The 21,460-nt window shown below is 65.4% G+C and carries 20 protein-coding genes and 1 pseudogene (1 of these 21 cut by a window edge); 4 read left to right on the top strand and 17 right to left on the bottom strand.

Annotated elements, in window-relative coordinates:
• The first annotated feature begins 27 nt into the window (after positions 1 to 27).
• Together EGH24_RS02540 and EGH24_RS02535 are read left to right on the top strand one after the other, a co-directional pair.
• On the top strand, positions 28 to 630 hold the full coding sequence (locus EGH24_RS02540; protein WP_142978600.1) for a hypothetical protein: 603 nt from the start codon (positions 28 to 30) through the stop codon (positions 628 to 630).
• Entirely contained in the window at positions 608 to 838 is a 231-nt protein-coding gene (locus EGH24_RS02535; protein ID WP_142978599.1) for a hypothetical protein, read from the top strand. Before EGH24_RS02540 ends, EGH24_RS02535 begins: the two co-directional genes overlap by 23 nt.
• A gap of 24 nt (positions 839 to 862) precedes the next feature.
• On the opposite strand, the gene EGH24_RS02530 is transcribed toward EGH24_RS02535, so the two are convergent.
• The 10 genes from EGH24_RS02530 to ubaA form a co-directional block, all read right to left on the bottom strand.
• A complete protein-coding gene (locus EGH24_RS02530) occupies positions 863 to 2,041 on the bottom strand; it encodes a glycoside hydrolase family 27 protein (RefSeq protein WP_142978598.1) in 1,179 nt (392 codons plus the stop codon).
• Positions 2,042 to 2,080: 39 nt separating this feature from the next.
• Entirely contained in the window at positions 2,081 to 3,217 is a 1,137-nt protein-coding gene (gene citZ, locus EGH24_RS02525) for a citrate synthase (protein WP_142978597.1), read from the bottom strand.
• A 168-nt stretch (positions 3,218 to 3,385) separates the two neighbouring features.
• A complete protein-coding gene (locus tag EGH24_RS02520) occupies positions 3,386 to 5,233 on the bottom strand; it encodes a PINc/VapC family ATPase (RefSeq protein ID WP_142978596.1) in 1,848 nt (615 codons plus the stop codon).
• A gap of 74 nt (positions 5,234 to 5,307) precedes the next feature.
• On the bottom strand, positions 5,308 to 7,560 hold the full coding sequence (gene mutL / locus EGH24_RS02515) for a DNA mismatch repair endonuclease MutL (protein ID WP_394348356.1): 2,253 nt from the start codon (positions 7,558 to 7,560) through the stop codon (positions 5,308 to 5,310).
• A complete protein-coding gene (locus EGH24_RS02510; RefSeq protein WP_142978595.1) occupies positions 7,553 to 7,984 on the bottom strand; it encodes an NUDIX hydrolase in 432 nt (143 codons plus the stop codon). The genes mutL and EGH24_RS02510 overlap by 8 nt, the downstream gene beginning before the upstream one ends.
• Positions 7,985 to 8,246: 262 nt before the next feature.
• Positions 8,247 to 8,516 carry a DUF7123 family protein gene (locus EGH24_RS02505; protein WP_142978594.1) on the bottom strand — a complete coding sequence of 90 codons (270 nt, stop codon included), beginning with the start codon at positions 8,514 to 8,516 and terminating at the stop codon, positions 8,247 to 8,249.
• 3 nt (positions 8,517 to 8,519) lie between these two features.
• Complete coding sequence (locus tag EGH24_RS02500) at positions 8,520 to 8,774, bottom strand: hypothetical protein (RefSeq protein ID WP_142978593.1); 255 nt, start codon at positions 8,772 to 8,774, stop codon at positions 8,520 to 8,522.
• Between the two features lie 240 nt (positions 8,775 to 9,014).
• The gene (mutS, locus tag EGH24_RS02495) at positions 9,015 to 11,714 is read right to left on the bottom strand and encodes a DNA mismatch repair protein MutS (protein ID WP_142978592.1); all 2,700 of its coding nucleotides are present in this window, start codon (positions 11,712 to 11,714) and stop codon (positions 9,015 to 9,017) included.
• A gap of 63 nt (positions 11,715 to 11,777) precedes the next feature.
• Positions 11,778 to 13,151 (bottom strand): bifunctional hydroxymethylpyrimidine kinase/phosphomethylpyrimidine kinase, encoded by a 1,374-nt coding sequence (thiD, locus tag EGH24_RS02490; RefSeq protein WP_142978591.1) that lies wholly within the window; start codon positions 13,149 to 13,151, stop codon positions 11,778 to 11,780.
• Positions 13,152 to 13,213: 62 nt separating this feature from the next.
• Entirely contained in the window at positions 13,214 to 14,038 is an 825-nt protein-coding gene (gene ubaA, locus EGH24_RS02485) for an SAMP-activating enzyme E1 (protein ID WP_142978590.1), read from the bottom strand.
• Between the two features lie 90 nt (positions 14,039 to 14,128).
• On the opposite strand from ubaA, the gene EGH24_RS02480 reads away from it, so the two are divergent.
• Positions 14,129 to 14,383, top strand: coding sequence for a hypothetical protein (locus EGH24_RS02480; RefSeq protein ID WP_142978589.1), 255 nt, complete (start codon positions 14,129 to 14,131; stop codon positions 14,381 to 14,383).
• Between the two features lie 15 nt (positions 14,384 to 14,398).
• Here EGH24_RS02480 and EGH24_RS02475 read toward each other — a convergent pair whose 3' ends face one another.
• The 7 genes from EGH24_RS02475 to EGH24_RS02445 form a co-directional block, all read right to left on the bottom strand.
• Positions 14,399 to 16,201 (bottom strand): methyl-accepting chemotaxis protein, encoded by a 1,803-nt coding sequence (locus tag EGH24_RS02475; protein ID WP_246057871.1) that lies wholly within the window; start codon positions 16,199 to 16,201, stop codon positions 14,399 to 14,401.
• A 132-nt stretch (positions 16,202 to 16,333) separates the two neighbouring features.
• Positions 16,334 to 16,924: a 50S ribosomal protein L15e gene (locus EGH24_RS02470; protein WP_142978588.1), complete on the bottom strand. Its 591-nt coding sequence runs from the start codon at positions 16,922 to 16,924 to the stop codon at positions 16,334 to 16,336.
• A 243-nt stretch (positions 16,925 to 17,167) separates the two neighbouring features.
• Positions 17,168 to 17,398 (bottom strand): hypothetical protein, encoded by a 231-nt coding sequence (locus tag EGH24_RS02465; RefSeq protein WP_142978587.1) that lies wholly within the window; start codon positions 17,396 to 17,398, stop codon positions 17,168 to 17,170.
• Positions 17,399 to 17,568: 170 nt separating this feature from the next.
• On the bottom strand, positions 17,569 to 18,069 hold the full coding sequence (locus tag EGH24_RS02460) for a hypothetical protein (protein ID WP_142978586.1): 501 nt from the start codon (positions 18,067 to 18,069) through the stop codon (positions 17,569 to 17,571).
• A 37-nt stretch (positions 18,070 to 18,106) separates the two neighbouring features.
• Positions 18,107 to 19,273 (bottom strand): asparagine synthase C-terminal domain-containing protein, encoded by a 1,167-nt coding sequence (locus EGH24_RS02455; RefSeq protein WP_142978585.1) that lies wholly within the window; start codon positions 19,271 to 19,273, stop codon positions 18,107 to 18,109.
• Positions 19,270 to 19,956: a PHP domain-containing protein gene (locus EGH24_RS02450; protein WP_142978584.1), complete on the bottom strand. Its 687-nt coding sequence runs from the start codon at positions 19,954 to 19,956 to the stop codon at positions 19,270 to 19,272. Before EGH24_RS02450 ends, EGH24_RS02455 begins: the two co-directional genes overlap by 4 nt.
• 69 nt (positions 19,957 to 20,025) lie before the next feature.
• Entirely contained in the window at positions 20,026 to 20,217 is a 192-nt protein-coding gene (locus tag EGH24_RS02445) for a hypothetical protein (protein ID WP_142978583.1), read from the bottom strand.
• Between the two features lie 95 nt (positions 20,218 to 20,312).
• On the opposite strand from EGH24_RS02445, the pseudogene purL reads away from it, so the two are divergent.
• A pseudogene (purL, locus tag EGH24_RS02440) lies at positions 20,313 to 21,460 on the top strand (phosphoribosylformylglycinamidine synthase subunit PurL); it runs 1,054 nt beyond the window's last position.

Here is a 21,460-nt window from a genome sequence, read left to right as displayed (position 1 = left end):
TTTGCTGACACCGCGTGAGCACTACGTATGGGTGGCGTCGAACTGACTGATAGCGGACTTGTCGTCGACCGCGAGCCGAATCGGTTCGACGAACTCGCAATCGAGTTTTCCGCTATCGCGTCACGGCTCGACATTGACCACGTTTTCGTGGCGGGCTACGTTGCGATCCTCACCGGCCGCTCTCGATCAACGGAGGATATCGATGTCTTCATCGAACCCTGTTCGGCCGCAGAGATCGACGAGTTCGTCGCCGAACTCGAAGCCGCCGACTACTGGGGGCCGGCGATGCCGCTCGCGGAGATGTACGACAACCTCGCTAACGGGACGAATATCTGGGTTGCCCCCGACGGCGAGATGAGTCCGCGTCTCGAAGTGAAATTCCCCGGCGACGAGTTCGACCGAGCATCGCTATCGAACGCGATCTCGGCGACTATCGACGGTGACACGATCCCGATTGGCCCGCTTGAGCTACAGATCGCCTACAAGCTCGCGCTCGGCGGTCGCACCGATCTCGAAGACGCCGCCCACCTGTATACGCTGTTCGGGGAAACGCTTTCCACCGCACGGCTCGAAGAATGGGTCGAGAAACTCGATACCGAGGACGAATATGCCCGACTCACCGATCTCTGAGGCCGACACGCCGTCCCGCGAGCCCCGGTTCGAGGCGGTCGTTCGCTGGGCCGAGTACATTCAGGAGAATCCACCGGAAGTGTGGGGGCCACAGCAGAACGCCGTCGTCGACGGACAGATCGACAGCGCGGCCGCCGTCGAGCGGACACCCAAGGAAATCGAGCGGATTCGAGCGTTCGCCGACGACGTACTCGACGACAAGGAGTGACAAGGCCGAATTCGGCTGCCTATTCTACTGCGGCGTCACGCGAACGATAGCGGTATCTCGCGGTTCGACGGTCATCGCAAGCGAGCCACTCGTCTCCCACTTGTTGCCGGTCCAGCAGTCATACACTCGGTAGCGGTCGGCTCGTGCCGGAACGTCGACAGCGGACACGTGCGTCGAAATCTCACGGTCGCTCTCGCCGTGGTTGTGGAAGGCGACCGCGCCGCCGTCCCGAAGGCGTTTACTCCAGATTTCTGCGTCGTCACCGCGCCGATCCGGCGTTCCCTGAATGCCGAGCGGGTCCTGATCGATAGCGAGCAGCCGCTCGTTGGTCAGCAATTCGCGGTCGAAACCCGACAGTGACGTGAGATCGGTGCCGACCATGAGCGGCGCGGCCAAGAGACACCAGAACGCGAAATGCGTGCGCCGTTCGGCCTCGGTCAACGGTCGCTGTACGTCGACCGCTTCGTGTTCGGACTGTCCGGAGTCGGGACCGTTACCGATCTGCAGCATATCGGGATCGTTCCAGCCGCTCGGCCCGTGGGCCGCGGCTGCGTCGATGTCGGCCATCCGGTCGAGGGCGTCGGCGACCCCGAGGCCGAACTCGTCGGGATCGGCCCGCCATTTGGCGACCAGATCGTCGGTCGCCCGCCACAGGTGGCCGCCGACGTTGCGGCCCCACTCCCACGGGCGGTTCTGGCCCCACTCGCAGATACTGTAGACGATGTCGCGCTCGACGCTGGCGAGCGCGGCGCCCATCGCGGCGTATCGGTCGATAGCGTCGCGGCCAGCGTGGTCGCCGCAGTTGTCGTATTTGAGGTAGTCGACGCCCCAGTCGGCGAACTGTTCGGCGTGGAGTCGTTCGCGGCAGAGACTCGCGGGGTAGCCTTGACAGGTCTCGGTGCCGGCCGACGAATAGAGGCCGAATTTGAGGCCACGGTTGTGGACGTAGTCGGCGAGGGCGGCCATCCCATTGGGAAAATCAGCCGACGGCTGGAGGCGGCCCTCACTGTCGGTCTCGCTGGCCATCCAGCAGTCGTCGACGACGACGTATTCGTAGCCGGCGTCCCGCAGGCCGGTCTCGACCAATGCGTCGGCAGCGTCGCGGATGTCGGCTTCTGTTACGTCGCAACTGAACGCGTTCCAGGAGTTCCAACCCAGCGGCGGCGTTGCCACCAGTCGGGTCATGTTGTGATGGTCAGTCATTGCAACGACGTGAAAAAGGGATACCGCGACGGAGTGCAGTTACCGCTCGTCCAGCGGGACGAACTCGGCGTCGCGGTCGCCGGTGTACTGTGCTCGCGGACGGATCAGGCGGTTGTCCTCCCACTGTTCCAGCACGTGGGCGATCCAGCCGCCCGAGCGGGCGATAGCGAAAATGGGGGTGTAGAGATCGATCGGGATGCCCATCTGGTAGTAGGTCGTCGCCGAATAGAAGTCGACGTTCGGCGCGAGGCCCTTCTCGCCGGAGATGTAGTCCTCGATGGCGACGGACATCTCGTACCACTTCGTGTCGCCGGCGGCCTCGCCGAGGGCTTCGCTCTCCTCGCCGAGGATCTTGGCGCGGGGGTCTTTGACGTTGTACACGCGGTGGCCGAAGCCAGCAATGCGCTCGCCGCGGTCGATGGCGTTTTTGACCCACTGGACGGGGTCTTTCTCGTCCTCGTCGATCTCCTGCAGCATGCGCATCACGTTGGCGTTGGCTCCGCCGTGGAGACTGCCCGAAAGCGTACCGATAGCGGAGGTGACCGCGCTGTGGAGGTCCGCCAGCGTCGAGGCGGTCACCATCGCGGCGAACGTCGAGGCGTTGAGGCCGTGGTCAGCGTGGAGGACGAGGGCCATATCGAACGTCTCGGCGAGCACCTCGTCGGGCTCCTCGTTGTTGAGCATGTAGAGGAAGTTCTCGGCGTGGCCCAAGTCTTCGCGGGGTGCGACGGGCTCGTTACCGTTGCGGAGCCGGTTGTAGGCGGCGAGCGCGGTCGGCATCTTCGCCGTAATGCGGCGGCTCTTGCGGTTGTTGGCCTCGGTGTCGGTCACGTCGGCGTCGGCGTCGGGATCGTAGGCCGACAGCGTCGAGGTGAGCGTCCGGAGGGCGGCCATCGGCTCCTCGTCGGATTCCGCGAGTTCACGGACGACATCGAGGACGCCGTCGTCGAGTTCGCGCGCGGCGGCCATCGCGTCGCTGAACTCGGCGAGTTCCGTCTCGGTCGGGAGGTCGCCGTGCCACAGCAGGTACAGCGTTTCCTCGTAGCTGGCCTCCCGGGCGAGCTCCTCGATGGCGTAGCCGCGGTAGATCAACTCCCCTACATCCCCGTCGATGTAGCTCAGATCGGATTCAGCGACGACCACGCCCTCGAGTCCCCGCTTCAGCTCGGTAGACATGCACCTATCTTCTCAGTAGCCTCAAAAAAGCGTTATCGTTTCCGTACCGGTTACGGGACTGTAACCCTGCGGAGTTCACGCGGTAAAAACTGGACATATTCCAGCTCACCCCGGTCTCTCGCCCGGCGTCGCCAACAGCGACCGCCGCAGGCGTCGATCCGTCGGGTTCTACGCCGGCACGACCGTGATCTGCTGTTTTCGGTCGATGGCGTCCTCCAACTCCTCGGCGATAGCCGAGCCGCGGGAGATCTGGATGTCGCCGCCGCTGCCGACCGTCGCCGTGAAGAGGTAGTCGTCGTCGGCCCGGACCTCGACGGTTTCGCCGACGTGGCCATCCATCCGGATGACGACGTGGCGAGCGGTGATCTCGGGTTGGACGACCTCGCCGGCGGGTTCGGTCTCGACGCCGCCGCTGCCGTTGGCCGCGGTGCCCGCGTTCGGGTTGTCCTCGTGGGTTCGCACGTCGATGTCGATGCCGAGGCGATCCTCGATATCGCTGATCCGGCCGCCGCCCTTGCCGATCACGTAGGAAATGTCGCCCTCCTCGACGTAGACGATGGCGTTGTTCTGGCCCGTGAGTTCGACGGTGACGTGGCCGCGGGCGACTGAGCGGATCTCGCGTTCGATCTCCTGTTTGGCGATGCGGTTGACGCCGGTGTCGCTGCCCTTCTCGTCGCCGAGCGGGACGGTGACGACCTGTCGGTTGAACGTGTAGATCTCGTAGGCCGGTTTGCCGGTCTCGAAGTCCGAAATCTGGATCACCGGTCGGGCGAGGTCTTCNNCCNTCAGNCCNTNGGGNACNTTCACCTCNGTCGNCACGTCGTAGACGGTGTNNACNTCGCCGGNCTCGATGTAGACGACAGTGTCGGCCACCTGCGGGATCATCCCGAGCTCGACGCGGCCGACGAGCCGCTGTAAGGCGTCGATNGNGCGNGTCGCGTGGACGACNCCGANCATNCCNACGCCCGCGAGCCGCATNTCGGNGAACNCGNCGAAGTCCTCCGTTTTCCTCACCTCGTCGTAGATCGTGTAATCCGGCCGGACGAGCAGCAGCGAATCCGCGGTTTTCGCCATGTCGCCGGCGAGGGCGGTGTACTGGGTGATGTCGGGGCCGACCTGCAGGTCCCGGGGTTTCTCCATCGTTTTGACCGCGTAGTCGTTGTCGGTGAGGAACTCCGCGACGGCCTGTGCGAACGTCGATTTCCCCGCGCCCGGCGCGCCGGAGATGAGGACACCGCGCTGGCGTTCGAGCAGTCGCTCCCGGAGGCGGTCATCGAAGGCGTAGTCGTCCAGCGTCGTCTTCGCAATCGGCCGGACGGCCGTGATCTCGATGCCATCCGAGAACGGTGGACGGGCAACCGAAATTCGGTAATCCTTGTACTGGATGATCGTCATGCCCGGTTCGGAGAGTTCGACGAACCCCTCGTTGCTGCTGCGGGCCAGCGATTCGATGTCGTCGGCCCACTCGTCCATCTGCTCGTCGGAGCTGACGGTGTCGTCGATCTGTTTGTAGCTCATGCCGTCGAGCGCGCCGCGTTTGGCCTTCGGACGGGTCCCGCTTTTGAGGTGGACGCTCATCGTCTCCTCGTCGAAGAAGTCGGCAATTGGAAGGCCCTCGTCGCTGTCGATGCGCGGCTCGACGTACTCCACGTCGAGGCCCTTGGCTTTCGCGACCTCTGATTGGACGATATCGCTGGAGAGCAACGTCGCGTCGTGGTCGTCGGCTACGTCGCGGATGATCGCGTCGACCTCGCCCTCGCTGGCGGCGGCCTGCTCGCTCCCGCTGGCCCGGCGGCCGACGTACTGGAGGTTGATGGTGCCCTCGTCAGCGAGGCCGGCGAGCCGCTGGAGTTCTTCGAGCCCGCTCCAGCCGCTGTCGTAGCCTGCGTTGGCCTGTGATTCGAGTTCGCCGACGACGGCTTCGGGGATCAACACCGTCAGCGTCTCGTCGCTGTCTGCGAGTCGCTCGGACACACGACCGTCAATCACCGCGCTCGTGTCCGGCACTAATTTCATGTCTCTTCCTACTTCAGGCGCAGGCATAAGGGTGATGCGTTGGGGATTTCGCCGGTCGTCCCCGGAGGTGGGTCTTACTCCTCACGGCGACCGGCGTGGCCGGGATAGTCGCGCTCGAAGCGGTCGCCGATTTCCTCCCGTGAGATCTCGATGACGACGGGTCGCCCGTGCGGGCACGCGTACGGGTTCTCACAGTCGTCGAGGGCTTCCAGCAGCTCGACGACCGACCCCTCCGTGAGCGAGGTGTTGCCCGTTACCGATGGGTAGCAGGCGAGGTCGGCCAGCAGGTCATCGACAGCAGCCGCGACGGTATCGGCGTCGTCCGCGGCATCGACGAAGCCGAGCAGGGCCTCACGGAGCAGCGTCGGATCGAGCGTCGTCTCGAAGACCGCCGGGACCGCGGTGACGGCGATCTCGCGGCCCTCGCGCTGCTCGGCCTCGAAGCCGATCTCGCTCAGCCCCTCGGCTGCCGTTTCGAAGAGCGCGGCCTCCCGCGCCGTGAGTTCGAGCGTGACCGGCTCGGCGAGCTGCTGGGTCGCTGGCGACTCCCCGAGGGCAGTCTGCAGCCGCTCGTAGTTGACCCGCTCGTCGGCAGCGTGTTGGTCGATCAACAGTAGTCCGTCGTCGGCTTCAGCCAGCAGGTAAGTATCGTAGACCTGCCCGAGAACGCGGAGATCCGGTAGCGAGTCGTACTGCCGCCCGCCGGTCGTTGTGTCACCGGTGAGCGTTCGTTGGGTAGTCGGGGTTGCCGACTGCCGTGAGTCGTCGGCGTTAGCGACTGTTTCGTGTGGATCCTCCGGATTTCGTGTTGACGACGCTGGTTCAGTTGCTGACGACGCCGATTCAGTCGGTGACGACGGATCGGCTGTCGGTTGCGACTCGGTTGTCGTCGACGCCGGTTCGGCGTCCGCTGACGCGGTCGTTTCGACCTCTGCTGCTGACTCCGAGTCGAGACCGCTCGGCACTGATTCGTTTGCCGATGCGTCGTCGGTCGTCGTTGGCGACGCCGAGTGGTCGAGATCGTCGACGACCCAGCTATCTTCCGCAGCGGGATCGACCGGATCAGCGGTTGTCGAGTCACTCTCAGTCGGCTCGTGATCGCTGGCTGGCTCTTCTGGTGTCGTGCGCTCTTGCTCGGTTGCGGCGTCCGCCGCCGGCGACTCAGATCGCTCGTCGTCGATGCCACCGCCGCCGACAGCCTCGGTGTCGGGGGCTTCGGGCTGGATCGTCGTCTCTTCGGGGGCTGACCGGCCGCGTGGGGCCGACGACCGGATCAGCCCGTTGTCGATGAGCGCGCTTTCGACGGCTTGCTGGACTGCGGCCTCGACCGCTGCCTCGTCGTCGAAGCGGACTTCGGTTTTTCGTGGGTGGACGTTCACGTCAACTGCGCCCGGCGGCACCTCGACGAAGAGCACGGCGAACGGGTAGCGGTCGGGGGCGAGTTGGCCGCCGTAGCCGGCGATCACCGCGTTGCGGAGCGTCGCTGCAGTGACGTAGCGGTCGTTCACGAACGTCGCCAGATACTCCCGGGTACTGCGGGTCGTTTCGGGGTCACTGACGAGCCCCGAGATTCCCTCAATCGGCCCGTTATCGTCAGCCTCGTAGTCGAGTTCGATCATCGACTCGGCGACTTCGCGGCCGTAGACCGAGAGGACGGCCGAGCGGAGCGAGCCGGTGCCCTCGGTCGCAAACAGTTCCCGGCCGTCGTGTTCCAGTGCGATGGCCACTTCGGGGTTGGCCAGCGCGTACTGGCTGACGACGGTGTTGATGTGGTCGAACTCGGTGCGGTCGCGTTTGAGGAACTTTCGTCTGGCGGGCGTGTTGAAAAAGAGGTCTTCGACTTCGACGGTCGTTCCCTTCGGGCAGCCGGCGGGTTCGATCTCGCCGATCTCGCCGCCGTCAACGGTGAGTTCGGCCCCGGATGCCGCATCTGCCGTCCGGGAGCGGAGCGTCAGCTTCGAGACCGCCCCAATCGTCGAGAGGGCTTCCCCCCGAAAACCGAGGCTGGCGACGCCCGAATCCAGATCGTTAATATTGCTGATCTTGCTGGTCGCGTGTTCGGCGACCGCCAGCGGGAGTTCGGATTCCGGGATACCGTGGCCGTCGTCGCGGATGCGGAGGAATTCGGTGCCGCCGCCCTCAACGGCGACGGAGATACGGGTCGCTCCCGCATCGAGGCTGTTTTCAATGAGTTCCTTGACGACCGACGCCGGGCGTTCGACGACCTCGCCGGCGGCGATCCGCTGGATCGTCTGCTCGTCGAGGTGGTGGATATCGCTCATCGGTTCGTCGGTCGACTCGGTCGCAGACGAAGCGTCGTCAGTCATTGCGTGCTGTGGCTTGGTCGGCTGATTCGGCAGCCAGCAGGCGGTCGATTGCAGCTTGGTGGATGCTGACGGTCAGGAACTCGTCGCGGGCGGTTTCGGGGGAGACCCACTCGTAATCGCAGTGCTCCTCGCTCAGTGTGACCTCGGTTTCCTCGGTCTCGCAGGCGTAGACCACGCTGTAGCGGCCGCGGCCTTGGTCGTTTCGCCATGCGGCTGTGTGGATCGGCTCGTCGATAGTCACCGAGAGACCGGTTTCCTCCCTGATCTCGCGTTTGAGGCCGACGACCGGCTCCTCGTAGGCTCCCATTCGGCCGCCGGGGAGTTCCCACGTCGTCTCGTCCATCTGCATGACCAACAGCGACCCGTCCGGCGACTCGATGATCGCCTTCTGGCTGACTTCGGCGATCAGCGGCTGTTCAGTCATTGCTCCACCTCCGGCTGTCGGTGGTCGAACCGGTGCCGCCGCTGACGCGGCGGCGACTAGCGCGGCGCGACGAGGGAACTGCGCGTCGGCGCATTGGTGTGTCAACGGGACTGGGGCCTATCAATCCATTGTTGCCACAGTGGTAGGTCCACCGTGGTGTCACGGTCCTGTTATCGAAATCCGGGGTCGACAGTGAAGCACTGCCGCTCCCGGTGTCGCGTCGAAGGAGTGGGGTGAAGGGAGTGGGGTGGTAGACGGTGGCTTAGGCGGTCCGCTCGACGCGCCAAGTTGTCGCGCCGGTGTAGGACCATCGCTCGATGGACAGGTCATCGACGGAGTCCTGCAGTTTGACGATCAGCGCGCCGATCTCCTTTGCGGAGAGGCCGACTTCCTCGGCGATGAACTTGCTCTTGAAGTACATGTCGCCGGCCTCCGCGCGTTCGCGGAGGTAGGCGGCGAGGCGCGCTTCTTTCGACTGGGGGCTGTCGGTGTCGGGCGATTCGTCGGCGGGAAGGGGTTGTGTCGCACTCATAGATTATGGTGTGTAGCTGTGTCCAGCACGCAGTGCAAGCAGTTGCAGACCGAGCAGTCCAAGGACGACCGCGCCGGTGTTCGCGCCGATACCGACCGAGAGGACTGGCAGGTAGATCGCTGGCAGGACGATGGCCGTCCAGAAGGCGAGCCAGCGGATCGACTGTGTGAGCGCCGTGCGGTCCTGCCGAACCGTCGATCCAACCGTGTCGGTCTCGGCCGCGGTGGCGTGGCCGACATTGGATGTGGAACCTGTCATCGAGTGCTCACCGTCTGTCACACACAATACCCCATACCCACATATAATACACAGAGCGTTCGGGGCAATTCACGGCGTAAAAGGTAGAAAAATGGGCTCGTATGACATTTTACAAACGTCTTAAATCAGGTTAGACTTTTTACAAACGACTCTGAAGGCGTAATAGAGAACTAACACCAAAACACCGATCACCTCCTCGACTGCGAGCAACAACTCCCGATGAACCGCGTTGGCGCGTCCTCAGTGCTGGTTGAACTCCCGCCCGTCGAGTTGTTCCTGCCACTGTTGGACTTTTGCCATCAGCTCTACCGGCGGTGTTTCATCGATATCGGTCGCCTGCAGCTCCGAAAGTACGGATTCGACGTCTGGATCGGGCCCGCCAGCCGCGTCGTCAGCCTCGTCTGCGTCCGCGCTCGCGTCCGCGTCCGTACCGTTGTCGGCCGCGCGGAACTCACCCGAACTGAGGTCGAAGACGGCCTGTGTCGGTTCCTTGGAGCCGCTACCCTTCGCTTCGACAGCTTTCTCCGAACGGAGTCTGTCGAGGACGTCTCGCGCGCGGCCGACGACGGGCTCCGGAACGCCCGCGAGGTCGGCGACGTGAATCCCGTAGGAGCGGTCGGTCGCACCCTCCTCGACCGTGCGGAGGAACGTGATCTCCTCGCCGTCGCCGCTGTCCTCGTTGGCAACGGCGACGTGGACGTTGCCGACGCGGTCGAGATGCGAGGCCAAGGCCGTTAGTTCGTGGTAGTGGGTCGCAAACAGGCAGTGACAGCCGATTCGGTTGTGGATGTACTCGGTCGCGGCCCATGCGATCGAAATCCCGTCGTAGGTCGCGGTCCCGCGGCCGACTTCGTCGAGGANCACCAGCGACTCGTCGGTNGCCGANTGGAGNATGTTNGANAGCTCNNNCATCTCGACCATGAACGTNGANCGNCCNTNTGCNAGCTCATCGAGCGCGCCGACGCGNGTATAGATCCCGTCNACGANGCCNACNNNCGCNGCGTCGGCNGGGACGAAGCTNCCGNCCTGNGCGAGCAGGGTGATGAGCGCCGCCTGGCGCATGTACGTCGACTTCCCGCTCATGTTCGGCCCGGTGACGAGCAGGAAGCNNCGNTCGCGGTCGAGNNNGAGATCGTTNGGNACGAACTCGNNGGNCTGCTCGACGACGGGGTGGCGGCCGGCGTCGATGGCGAGTTCGCCGGGCTCGGCCAGCGTCGGGCGGCGCCAGCCGTTGCTCGCGGCGTGAGTCGCCAGCGAGCAGTACACGTCGAGTTCGGCGATAGCCCGGCCGACATCCTGCAGCAACGCCGACTGTGCGGCGACCGTCTCACGGAGTTCCTCGAACAGTTCGTATTCGAGTTCGCCGCGCTGTTCTTCCAGCCGGAGAATTTCGCGTTCCCGTTCAGCCAATTCGTCGATGACGAACCGTTTGGAGTTTTTCAGGGTCTTGACGTGTGAAAACGAGTCGGGGACGGCGTCGGCTTCTGACTGGCCGACCTGAATGTAGTAGCCGTCGGTCTTATTGCGTCCGACCGAGACGTGGGTGAGTTCATGCCGCTGTTTGAGGCGGTCGGCCAGCCCGTCGATCCACTCTTTGGCGGCCTCGTGTTGGTCGATGAGGTCGTCGAGGTCGTCGTGATAGCCGCGTTTGAACAGCCCGCCCTGTGTCACCGTCTGCGGCGGATCGTCAACGATGGCGTCGGCCAGCGTCTCTCGGAGGTCGGCCGCGGCCTCGCGGTCGATATCGTCAAGCACGGCGGGTAGCGGTGAGTCCGCGAGCTCGCCGTCGGTGAGTTCGGCGTCGATAGCGGGCAAGAGTGCCAGCGTTTCGCGGATCGACAACAACTCGTTCGCGCCCGCGCTCCCGCTGGCGACGCGGCTGGCGAGGCGTTCCAGGTCGGCCGCGCCGTCGAGGGTTTCCTGGAGTCGTTGGCGACGCAGCGCGGCCGCCGCCATCGCGGCAACGCTGTCGAGGCGGCGATCCAGCGTCGCTCGATCACGCCGTGGGCGGGTCAGCCATTCCCGCAGCAGGCGACGCCCCGGGCTCGTTTCGGTGTGATCGATCGTCGCCAGCAGCGACCCCTCGCTGTCGCCCTGCATCGTCTCGACGAGTTCGAGGTTGCGCTGGGTTGTCGCATCCAGCGTCAGGTGGTCATCGGCCGTGTAGGGTTGGAGCCGCGTCATCGACTGCCGGACGCCGACGCCGGTTTCGGCGACGTACGCGAGGATCGCGCCCGCGGCGCGGACGGCCAACTCGGAATCGAGGCCGATGCTGTCGGCGGTTTCGTCGCCGAACTGTTCGTTCACGGTGTGGGTCGCCCGCCCCGGTGCGAAGGCGTCGGTGGCGTGCAGCGTCACCTCGGCGTCGCTGCGGTCAGTGACTGCGGTGAGGAACGCGTCGTCCGTGCGGACGGCCGGGCCGGGCAGCAGTTCGACCGGGTCGAACCGGTAGCATTCGGCGACCGCGCTGTCGGCGTCGTCGACTTCGGTAACGAGGAACTGGCCGGTCGTGATATCGGCGAACGCCAGCCCGTAGGGGCCGGTCGATTCGTCGTCGGTTTGCTCGTCCGGCGCGACGACTGCGGCGAGGTACTGGGCGTTGCTGTCGGTGGTTTCCAGCAGCGTCCCGGGCGTAACGCGGCGGGTGATTTCCCGGTAGAAGTCGCCGCCCTCGTCTTCGAACTGGTCGGCGACGGCGACGGTGTAGCCCCGTTCGACCAGCGCGGTGAGGTAGGGCGTTAGCTCGCCGACCGGGACGCCGGCCATCGGATAGGATTCGCCGCCGGAGGATTTGGTGGAGGTCGTCAGATCGAGTTCGGCGGCGACGCACTCGGCGTCGTCGTCGAAGAACTCGTAGAAATCGCCGCACTGCATCGCCAACAGGTCGGCGTCGCTGTCGGCCTTGAGTGCGTGAAACTGCCCGACGATTCCCTGCGACATACCGGGGGTGGGGCTGACAGTCGCTAAAACGCTACGATGCGGCCGGCGACAGACCGGTAGTTCTCACTCGGTAAGCAGGGCGTCTGCGACCGACAGCGTCCGCTCGTGGAGCGTGGCCGCGTCGGCCGCGACGAGGATCACTGCTGGCTGTCGACCCTCGTCACCAGGGTCGATGATCGCGGCTGGCGGTTGGTCGGCGTCGGCGACGGCGGCCGCCGCGGCGTCGGTCGGCGTGCCGGGGTCGCCGCGGACGACCGGGCCATCCAGTGTTTCGAGTACGTGTTCGACGGCGTCGTCGAACCGGATGGTGCACGCAAAGCGGAGCGCGGGAAACGCCTCACGGGCGGCCAGTAACTGGTGGGCGAGGTCGCTTGCGGTTCCCGAGCGAACCCCGGCGTTGTGCCGGATGCCGGTTCGGGTGCGGCTGAGCCGGCCGTCGACACCGACGACCTCGGCTGGTGTTTCGGCGTAGGGGGTCGCACCGACGACATCCATTCCGCTTGGGGGGACGAGCGTTTCGACGTTCGCCTCGACCAGTCGCGCGACGATCCGCTCGACGGCGGCCGTCGTCGCCTCGCGGTCGGCGCGTTCACGCATCTCGACGAGGTGGTGAACCGATCCGGGCCCGCTGCCGGCGTCGATCCCGTAGCGGACGGCCCGCTCCATGAACGCGACGCCGCCGGCGACGGCCTCGGTGAGTGTCTCCTCGCGGGCCATGCGCGCCGCGATCGCACTGGAGAGCGTACAGCCCGAGCCGTGGGTTGCGTCGGTGTCGATGCGGGGATGGGTGAACTGCTCGGTGTGAGTCGCGTCGGTGGCCGACTCGTCGATGACGAGCGTATCGACGACTTCGTCGCTGTCGCCAGCAGTTCCGCTATCGCCGTCGATGTGGCCACCCTTCACGAGCGCGGCGTCGGCTCCCAACTCAACGATGTCGCGGCCGGCGGCTTCGGCGGCGTCGACGCTGTCGACCGTCCGGTCGGTCAGGAGTTCGGCCTCGTCGGCGTTGGGCGTCACGAGCGTCGCGTGGTCGAAGAGGTCCTCGTAGACGGCTTCGGCCTCCTCGCTCAGCAGGCGGTCACCGGTCGCCGCGACCATGACAGGGTCGACGACGACCGGGCCCGCGAAGTCGGCGAGGCAGTCGGTGACGGTTTCGATCACCTCGGCGGTAGCGAGCATCCCGGTTTTGATCGCGCCGACAGCGAAATCGTCGACGACGGCGTCGTACTGGGCGGCGATGTGGTCGGTCGGGAGGACGTTGATGTCCTCGACGCCGCTGGTGTTCTGGGCGGTCGTCGCGGTGATCGCCGAGGTGCCGAAGACGTCGTGGGCCTCCATCGTCTTCAGGTCGGCTTGGATGCCCGCGCCGCCGCCGGAGTCGCTGCCGGCGATGGTGAGCGCGACCGGCAGGGAGACGGGCGCGTGGGTCCGGGTCATAGCTACGGATACGTCGGTTTCGGTAAAAAGTCGGGGGCTTCGCTGCTTCCTCGTCGTCGCCCTCAAGCGTTCGTCGTCGGCTCGTCGATCCCGCAGCCGTCGCCGTACTCGACGCTTGCTACGGAGTCGATGCCGTCCTCGCCGCAGACCGGGCAGTCGGGCGACTGCTGGTAGGGCACGCGTTCGGTCGAGAGGTCCATCGCGTCATACGAGAGTAGCGTCCCGACCAGCGGGTCGCCGATATCGACCAGCAGTTTGACGACCTCAGTCGCCTGCAGGCAGCCGATCGTCCCCGGCAGCGCGCCGAGAACACCCGTCGTCGCACAGTCGGGAACGGTGCCAGGATCGGGGGCCTCGGGGAACAGACATCGGTAGCACGGCCCGTCGGGCACGAGCGTCGTGACCTGCCCCTCGAATTTGTAGACCGCGCCGTTGACCAGCGGGATGCCCGCGAGCCGGCAGGCGTCGTTGAGGAGGTACCGCGTCGGGAAATTGTCGGAGCCGTCGACAACGAGGTCGTAGTCGGCGATGATCGAGTCGGCGTTCTCGGGTGTCAGTCGCCGCTCGTGGGGTTCGACGGTCACGTCGGGGTTGAGGTCGGCGACGNANTCNGCCGCGNNGTCGACCTTCGGCNNNCCNACGTCGNNGTCGGCGTGNATCACCTGTCGCTGGAGGTTCGACCGCTCGACGACGTCGTCGTCGNCGATNCCGAGNGTNCCGACGCCCGCNGCNGCGAGNTACTGNATNACCGGCGCGCCGAGGCCGCCCGCGCCGACAACGAGGACGCGGCTGTCGAGTAGTGCGGCCTGCCCCTCGGGGCCGATCTCGTCCATGATGATATGCCGCGAGTAGCGGTCGAGTTGAGTCGACTCCAGCGAGAGGCTCATGGGCTCGTTTTGCGATGGGAGCGAATAAGCGGTGTGGGTACGCGTGATCGCCGAAAAAGATTAGATATTCTACATTTAATGATAGGGTGTATGCCACCGAACGATTTTCCCAACAACGACGATCTGACCGTTGATCAGGAGACCGACGAGCTCTCCGAGTTCGTCGATTTCGTCGCCGAGCGGGATGATACAATCGCCGAGCTTGTCGCCACCGAAGTTGCAATCGCCGCCCAAGTGCACAGTGAACTCGACGACGAGGTACAGGCGCAGGTGTCAATCCCCGATCTGCTCCCGAAGGTCGACGACGCCCTCGACCGGATCAAAGACTGGTGGGATGACCGATAACGTGGATGACCCGCGCTAATCGTCAGCCGGCAGCGTGAACTGGTCGGTCGAATCCGGTGACTCTCGGTGTTCGATCACGTCGCTGTCGGTCGTATCGGTCGCTTCGCTTGTGTCGGCACCGTTGGTCGCTTCTGAGGTGTCCGCCCCGTTCGCTGTCTCGCTCGTGCCGGCCGGGGAAGTCAGCTGTGGCTCCGTTTCGCCGTCCGCCTCGAGATCGAACTGTGCGAGCAGTGCTTCGAGTTCGTCGGCTTCGTCGGCCAACTCGCCCACCGTCTCCGAGACGCTCGACAGCGAGGCGGTCTGTTCCTCGGCGGCCGAGGCCGCGCTGGCAGCGTCTTCGGCGGTTTCATCGCTGATCGTAGCGACCTCATCGACGACGGCAGCCACGTCCTCGGCCGAATTGGCCTGCTGGTCGGTCGCGTTGCTGATCTCGTGGACGCTGTCGCTCAACTCGGTGACGACCTCGGCGATCTCGTCGAACCGGCCCAGCGAACGTTCGACCGCCTCGGTGCTCTCGCTGACGCGCTGGCTGGCGGTTTCGACCTCGTCGATGGTCTCGTCGGACTGGGCTTGGATCTCTTCGAGGCGATCGCCGATCTCCGCGGCGGCCTCTTTCGTCTCTTCAGCCAGCGATTTCACTTCGTTAGCGACGACCGCGAACCCGTCGCCATCGCCGTCGGCGCGGGCCGCTTCGATCGAGGCGTTGAGCGCGAGCAGGTTCGTCTGCTCGGCGATATCCGTGATGACCGAGACGATCTCGTCGACCTCGTCGATCCGGCTGCCGAGGGCTTCGACGCTGTCGGCGGCTTCGGTGATCTCCGATTCGATCTCGTCGAGTTCGGCGGCGGTTTCGGTCGCCTCCTCGCGGCCTTCGGTCGCGGCCTCGCTTGCGGTTTCGGCCGTCCGGCTGACTTCCTCGGCTGAAGCTGCGATCTCCTCGACAGTCGCCGACAGCGTGTTGACCTCGTTGACGGCGGTCTGGAGCTGTTCGCGCTGTTCGTCCGCTCCGGCGGCGATCTCGTCGGTCACGGCGGCGATCTCGTCGCCCGCGCGGTCGAGTTCGGTCGTGCTCTCGACGACGGTGTCCGTCGAGCGGGCGACCTCGGCGGCGAAGGCGGCGGTTTCGCCGAGTGACTCCTGCAGCGTCCGTAGCAGTTCGTTGTACCGCTCGATGACGACGGTGTAATTGTCGTCGTCGATCACGCTGGGATCGATCGTCGCCGTGAGGTCGCCGTCGATAGCGGCGGCCGTCGATGTCTCGAAGGCGTCGACGAGTCCTTCGAGCCGTTCGCTGCGGGCTTCGATCTCCTGTGTGTAGGATTCGAGGTTTTCGGCCATCCGATCCAGCGACTCGCCGAAGGGGCCCGGAACGGGCTCATCGAGTGCCGGATCGTCGAACTCCTGGTCGGCCAGCGCGTCGGCCTGTGCGGAGACGGTGGTGAGGTACGACTGCAGCGCGCTGAACGAGCGGCTGAGTTCGCCGACCTCGTCGGCCTGCTCGACGGCGACCGTCTCGGTATCGACGTGGCCGTCGGCGATCCGACCCGCGGCCTGCTCCATCGCGGCCAGCGGCTCGATCAGGTCGCGTTGGACGATCAACACGGTGTTCACGAACGCCACGGTCGCCCCCGCGAACAGCAGGGCTTGGGCCGCCGTCAGCAGCGTCCCCGAGAGGACGAACGGGAGGCCGAACAGGCCGATTGCGACGCCAAACTGAATGGCAACCGCGGCCACCATCTTCCGGCGCAGCGAATCGGCGATCCGGAGCCAGTCCATCGTTTTCCAGAGGGCGGCTTCGTAGGTGGCTGTAAGCGACATAGCTGTACCTACGGACACTTCCCTAAAGAACCGAGACGGGCGTTTTCATCGCGTGGGAATCGCTCCCAGCCGTGGTACTACCCGGAAATATTGACTGTAAAAACTGCGTGGTCGTCGCGGTGGCGACGCGCGTTACTTGCTGCGGTTTCGGTCGCTGTTGACGCTCGGACGCGCGTGTTCAGTGCCTTTGCCGCGTTTCTGCATGCCGCGGCCCTTGTCTCCGGCCCCGGTCAGCCCGCGGAACGCGCGACCCTTGTGCTGGTCTTCGCAGATCCAGNTNAGGTCGTCGTCGTTCTNGATNGCCNNGTGNTNNGGGTCGAGCAGGATGACCTCGAACCACTTCTGCGAGCCGTCTTCGCCGACCCAGTAGGAGTTGAGCGTCCGGAGGTTGCGGAATTTCCGGGAGGCGCGTTCCTCGGCGATGCGCTGGATGGACTTCCGGCGAGTGATCTTGTTCACGCCCTGTCGCTTCGAGCGACGACCGGCCTTGNNNCGCTGCTTGCGNGCCCCGCCCTTNCGGACGGNGACGCGGGCGACGACGATGCCCTGCTTGGCTTTGTAGCCCTGCGTGCGGGCCTTGTCGAGGCGGGTCGGGCGGTCGATTCGCTCGACAGCCCCTTGGTTTCGCCACTCCTGTTTGCGCTGCCACTGTAGTTCGGCGAGCTTCCCCTCGTCGGGGCTTCGCCATGCTTCTCGGATATGTGAGTAGACGCTTCGTGCCATAGGTGTCCTCGGGCGCTTGCGATTCAGTCGGTCAAGCCGACCACATTTCGTCCCGGCGAACCGGGTGCCCACTGGTTGCCCGTCTCCGCAGTGAGTTACTCGTCCTACCGGCGAAGCCCGTTTAACCGCTTCGGACTCGCTTGCATACGAGAACCGTTCGCACAGCGTCTCACCGACACAACAGGAAACAACACATCTCGGCGTCGACGACGTTTCGACTGCGGCGACAGTACCGGCTCGGCGTTACGGCCAGTTCGCTCGCCAGACGTTCGCGCGGCTAGCGATCCGATCGAGGTCGAGTTCGATGAGTTTTCCGGACTCAAGCGACGCCAGTTCCGTTTTGAGGTTGTGGTCCTCGTAGTCGACGATCTGGAAGACCCGATCCGCCGAGGGACAGAGGAGGTTTATTGCGTTGTTCGAATTCATCTCTCGCAGCACGCGAAACTCGCGGGGACCATTGATGTGTTGCTTCATAGTTGACTAGCATACAGGGCTATAGTGAAATTTCTTTGGGTTTCTTGGGTTTTAGAAATCATAAAACAATTAACAAACGGGTAAAAACCGAACAGACGTAACTAAAATATCGGTAGTTTGTAACAACGCTCCCCAACAGCCACACCTCTCTGGCTGGCTCCCCGCTCCGATTACGGGCAGTCGCTCTCGCTGACGGTCTGTCGTTCCGACCCCTGTGAGATCGCGTTCTGCGCACCCGAGTCAAGGTTCACGACGACCGCTCGGCCGCCGTACTCGTGGGTCTGGTCGTGACCGCGCACGACGACGCAGGTCACGCTGTCGGGGATTTCGATGATATCCCACCGTGTGAATGGCTGGCGGGAGTGGGGATGTGTCAGCACCCGGCGGCCGAGTTGCGTGCCGTCGAGTGTTTCGACTTGCCACCAGTTCGCATAGCCGTCCTCGCCGTCGTCATCGTGATGCAGCGTCACGTCGAACCGGTAGCCTTCGTCGCGTTCCTCGAACTCGACGCCGACCACGTTCGCCTCACGGAGATCCAACTCACTGGCCATATCGTCGCTATCGCTCTCGGGGTCAGTAGCCGTGTCGCTGCTGGGCGAGTCGTCCACACAGCCGGCCAGCGTCGCCGCCAGCGTCAGGCCGCCGATTCTGAGCACATCGCGTCGCTCCATAGCGGGGGTTCAGCCGCGACGCTGAAAAACGCGGCTCTCAGTCCGCACACAGTTCTCGAATATACTGGCCGACGTGGTCGTCCATCCGTCGTTTGTAGCCGTTCTGGCGAGCCAGCCGATCCAACTCGCGGCTGACGTAGGTGCCGTACTGCACGGCCTTTTTGTCCGCGCCGGCGACGGACTCGGGGAGGCCGACCGTCTCGCGGGCGAACTCCCGGAGGGCGATCTTGCGTGCCTCGGGCGTCGCCAGCAACTCGCCGGGCAGCCGCAGCGCGGCGTCGACGACGCGGTCCTGCAGGAAGGGTGTCACCGGTTCGATGCCCACGGCGTCGAGACCGCACACATCGCGTTCCAGTTGGCCGGGCAGCGTATCGATCGTTTCCCGCACCGCACCCCGAACCGTTTCGCTGTCGACGCGGTGGTCCTCGCTTGGCTCGACGACTTTCGAGTAGCCCCCGAACAGTTCGTCCGCGCCCTGTCCGAGCGCGAGGCGGTCGTAGCCGTCGGCCGCGGCCCGCTCGGCGACGACCAGCAGCGGCAACGCGATGGTCACGTCCATCGGGTTCGTCCGGCCGGTCGCGGCAGCGACCCGCGGGACGGCGTTGATGAGGTCGTCGTGGGTGAGTTCGATGACCGTGAGGTCGGCAGTGCGGTCGATCCCGGCGGCGGCCTCGCGGGCGGCGGTGATGTCGTGGCAGCCCTCGAAGCCGACGACGTAGAGCGGTGCGTCGGGGAAGCCGCTAGCGACGAGCGTCGAGTCGACCCCGCCGGAGAAGGCGACGGCCACGTCGTCTGTGGTTTTCTTATTATCGTCGCCAACGTCGAGCGCGCCGCTGAGCGCGTCGGTTACGGCTGTCATCGCCTCGTCCCGGTCGGCAGCGGGCGGCTTTGGCAGTGTGAGTACCTGCTCGTCGTCGTCGGCGGTGCGGACGCCTCCGGGCGGGACGACGACCGGATTGTCGAGGGTGCTCGGCGCAAACGCCCACGCGCCATCGGCGGTCGGGTCGGCGGCGTCGGCCTCGCTGTAGACCGGCTGGCGACCCAGCACGTCCCGGACGAGTCGGTCGCCGATGCGGCCGCCGAAGCCGCCCATCGCTGCGGGCCCGAGGCCGCTCGCGCCGGGGAGTGGATCGCGGGCCGCGAGTGCGTTTCGGACGACAGCGGCGTCGGCACCGCGAAGCGGCGGCTGTGGTGGCTGGCTCATCGGAAGAACTCGCGGATCGCCCGCTGGGCGCGGCGTTTCGCGCCGCCGCCGAACTGCCGGAGGCTGACGCGCCACGGCGTCCGGTGGCCGATGACGCTGGTGCGGCCCTCGCGGATCGCATCGAGGATCGCGTCGGCGGTCGGCTCGTCGGCGTCAACTTCGGTGATCGCTTGGCCGACCAGTTCGGAGATGTGGGCGTCGCTGCCGGCGGTCATCGGCAGGCCGCGATCGATGGCGAACGATTCGGCTTGGCGGTTCGACCGGCCGGTGAACAGCCGGGAGTTGTAAACCTCGATGGCGTCCGCGCTGGCGAGTTGGTCGTCGGTGATGTGCGGGGCGACGCCGTGGCGGGATTTCTGGAACGGATGGGGAACGACGGCGATCCCGCCTTGGTCGTGAATGCGGTCGAGCGTTTCGTCGTAGGGGAGTCCGGGCGGGACGATCTCGTCGATACCGAGCGCGAGGATGTGGCCGACCGCGCTGGTGACTTCCATGCCGACGATGCCGACCAGCCCGTAGTCGGGCGCGCTCACCGCGGCCTCGACGCTGGCGTCGATTTCGTCGTGATCAGTGATAGCGATAGCGTCGAGCCCCACGGCCGCGGCCTGTTCGAGGAGGAGATCGACGGGGTCGCGGCCGTCGTGTGATAGCTCGGAGTGCGTGTGGAGCTCGACCCGAAACACGTCCCTATCTTCGCGGCAATGATAATAAAGTTGCTCAGTCGAGCCAATCGGGGCCGTCGCTGTCGGCCCTTAGCTCGCCGTTCGGAAGCTCGGTGCGATCAGGAGGACGGCGACGAGCGTTGCGATCACGACCGCCGCGCCGTAGGCGATCGGCAGGGGGTTGCCGACCTCGATACCGTGTTGGATCTCGCTGGCGACGAACCCGCTGCCGGCGAGTGCGAGCAGGAGCCCCGCGCCGCCCCACTTGAGGTTCTCGTTCATAGTTCGGCTGTTTCGGTCGTCGTACAAGGAGGTATCGGATTTCGGTAGCCTCCGCATGGAAAGAGATTAAGCCGGCGATTCGAAAGGGAGCCCAAATGAGTCTCCCGGAGTCGGATCACGACCTTATCACGGCTGAACTCGGCCGTGAGCCCACGCCCGCCGAGGTGAACCTGTTCGAGAATCTCTGGAGCGAACACTGCGCCTACCGGTCGTCCCGGCCGCTGCTCGGCGCCTTCGACAGCGCGGGTGAGCAGGTCGTCATCGGGCCTGGCGACGATGCCGCCGTCATCGCCGTCCCCGAACCCGACGCCGCCGACACACCCGCGAGCGAGCGGGCGCGCGAGGACTACAGCGAGACCTACATCACCCTCGGCATCGAGAGCCACAACCACCCGAGCTACGTCGANCCNTTCGACGGCGCGGCCACCGGCGTCGGCGGNATCGTCCGNGANACNCTNTCGATGGGNGCNTACCCNATCGCNNTNGCCGANNNNCTCTACTTCGGCGNCTTCGANCGCGAACACTCCCNGTANCTNTTNGAGGGCGTCGTCGAGGGAATCAGCCACTACGGCAACTGTATCGGCGTCCCGACGGTNGCNGGNAGCGTCGNNTTCCACGACGNNTACGAGGGGAACCCGCTNGTCAACGTCGCCTGCGTCGGGCTGACCGACGAGGAGCGGCTGATCACTGCCGAAGCCCAGCAGGCCGGTAACAAGCTCGTCATCTTCGGGAACGCGACCGGCCGCGACGGGCTGGGCGGGGCCTCCTTCGCCAGCGAGGACCTCGACGAGGACGCCGAAACCGAGGACCGCCCGGCGGTGCAGGTCGGCGACCCCTACAGCGAAAAACTGCTCATTGAGGCCAGCGAGACGCTCATTGACGAGAACCTCATCCAGTCGGCCCGCGACCTCGGGGCGGCCGGTCTCGGCGGCGCCTCGTCCGAACTCGTCGCCAAGGGCGGCTTCGGCGCGGCCATCGAGTTGGATCGCGTCCACCAGCGCGAACCCAACATGAACGCACTCGAAATCCTGCTCGCCGAATCCCANGAGCGGATGTGCTACGAGGTCNNTCCCGANNACGTCGANNNNGTNCNGGANNTCGCCGANCGGTTCGACCTCGGCTGTTCGGTCATCGGCGANGTNANNGANGGNAACTACNNCTGNACNTTCGAGGGNGAGNNCGTCGTCGACGTNNCCNCNGANTNNCTCGCGGANGGCGCGCCGATGAACGACCTCGACAGCGT

Source organism: Halonotius terrestris, assembly GCF_006861665.1.
Classification (GTDB): domain Archaea; phylum Halobacteriota; class Halobacteria; order Halobacteriales; family Haloferacaceae; genus Halonotius; species Halonotius terrestris.
Note: the sequence above shows the minus strand (reverse complement) of the source record. Positions and strands in the feature narration are given on the sequence as shown.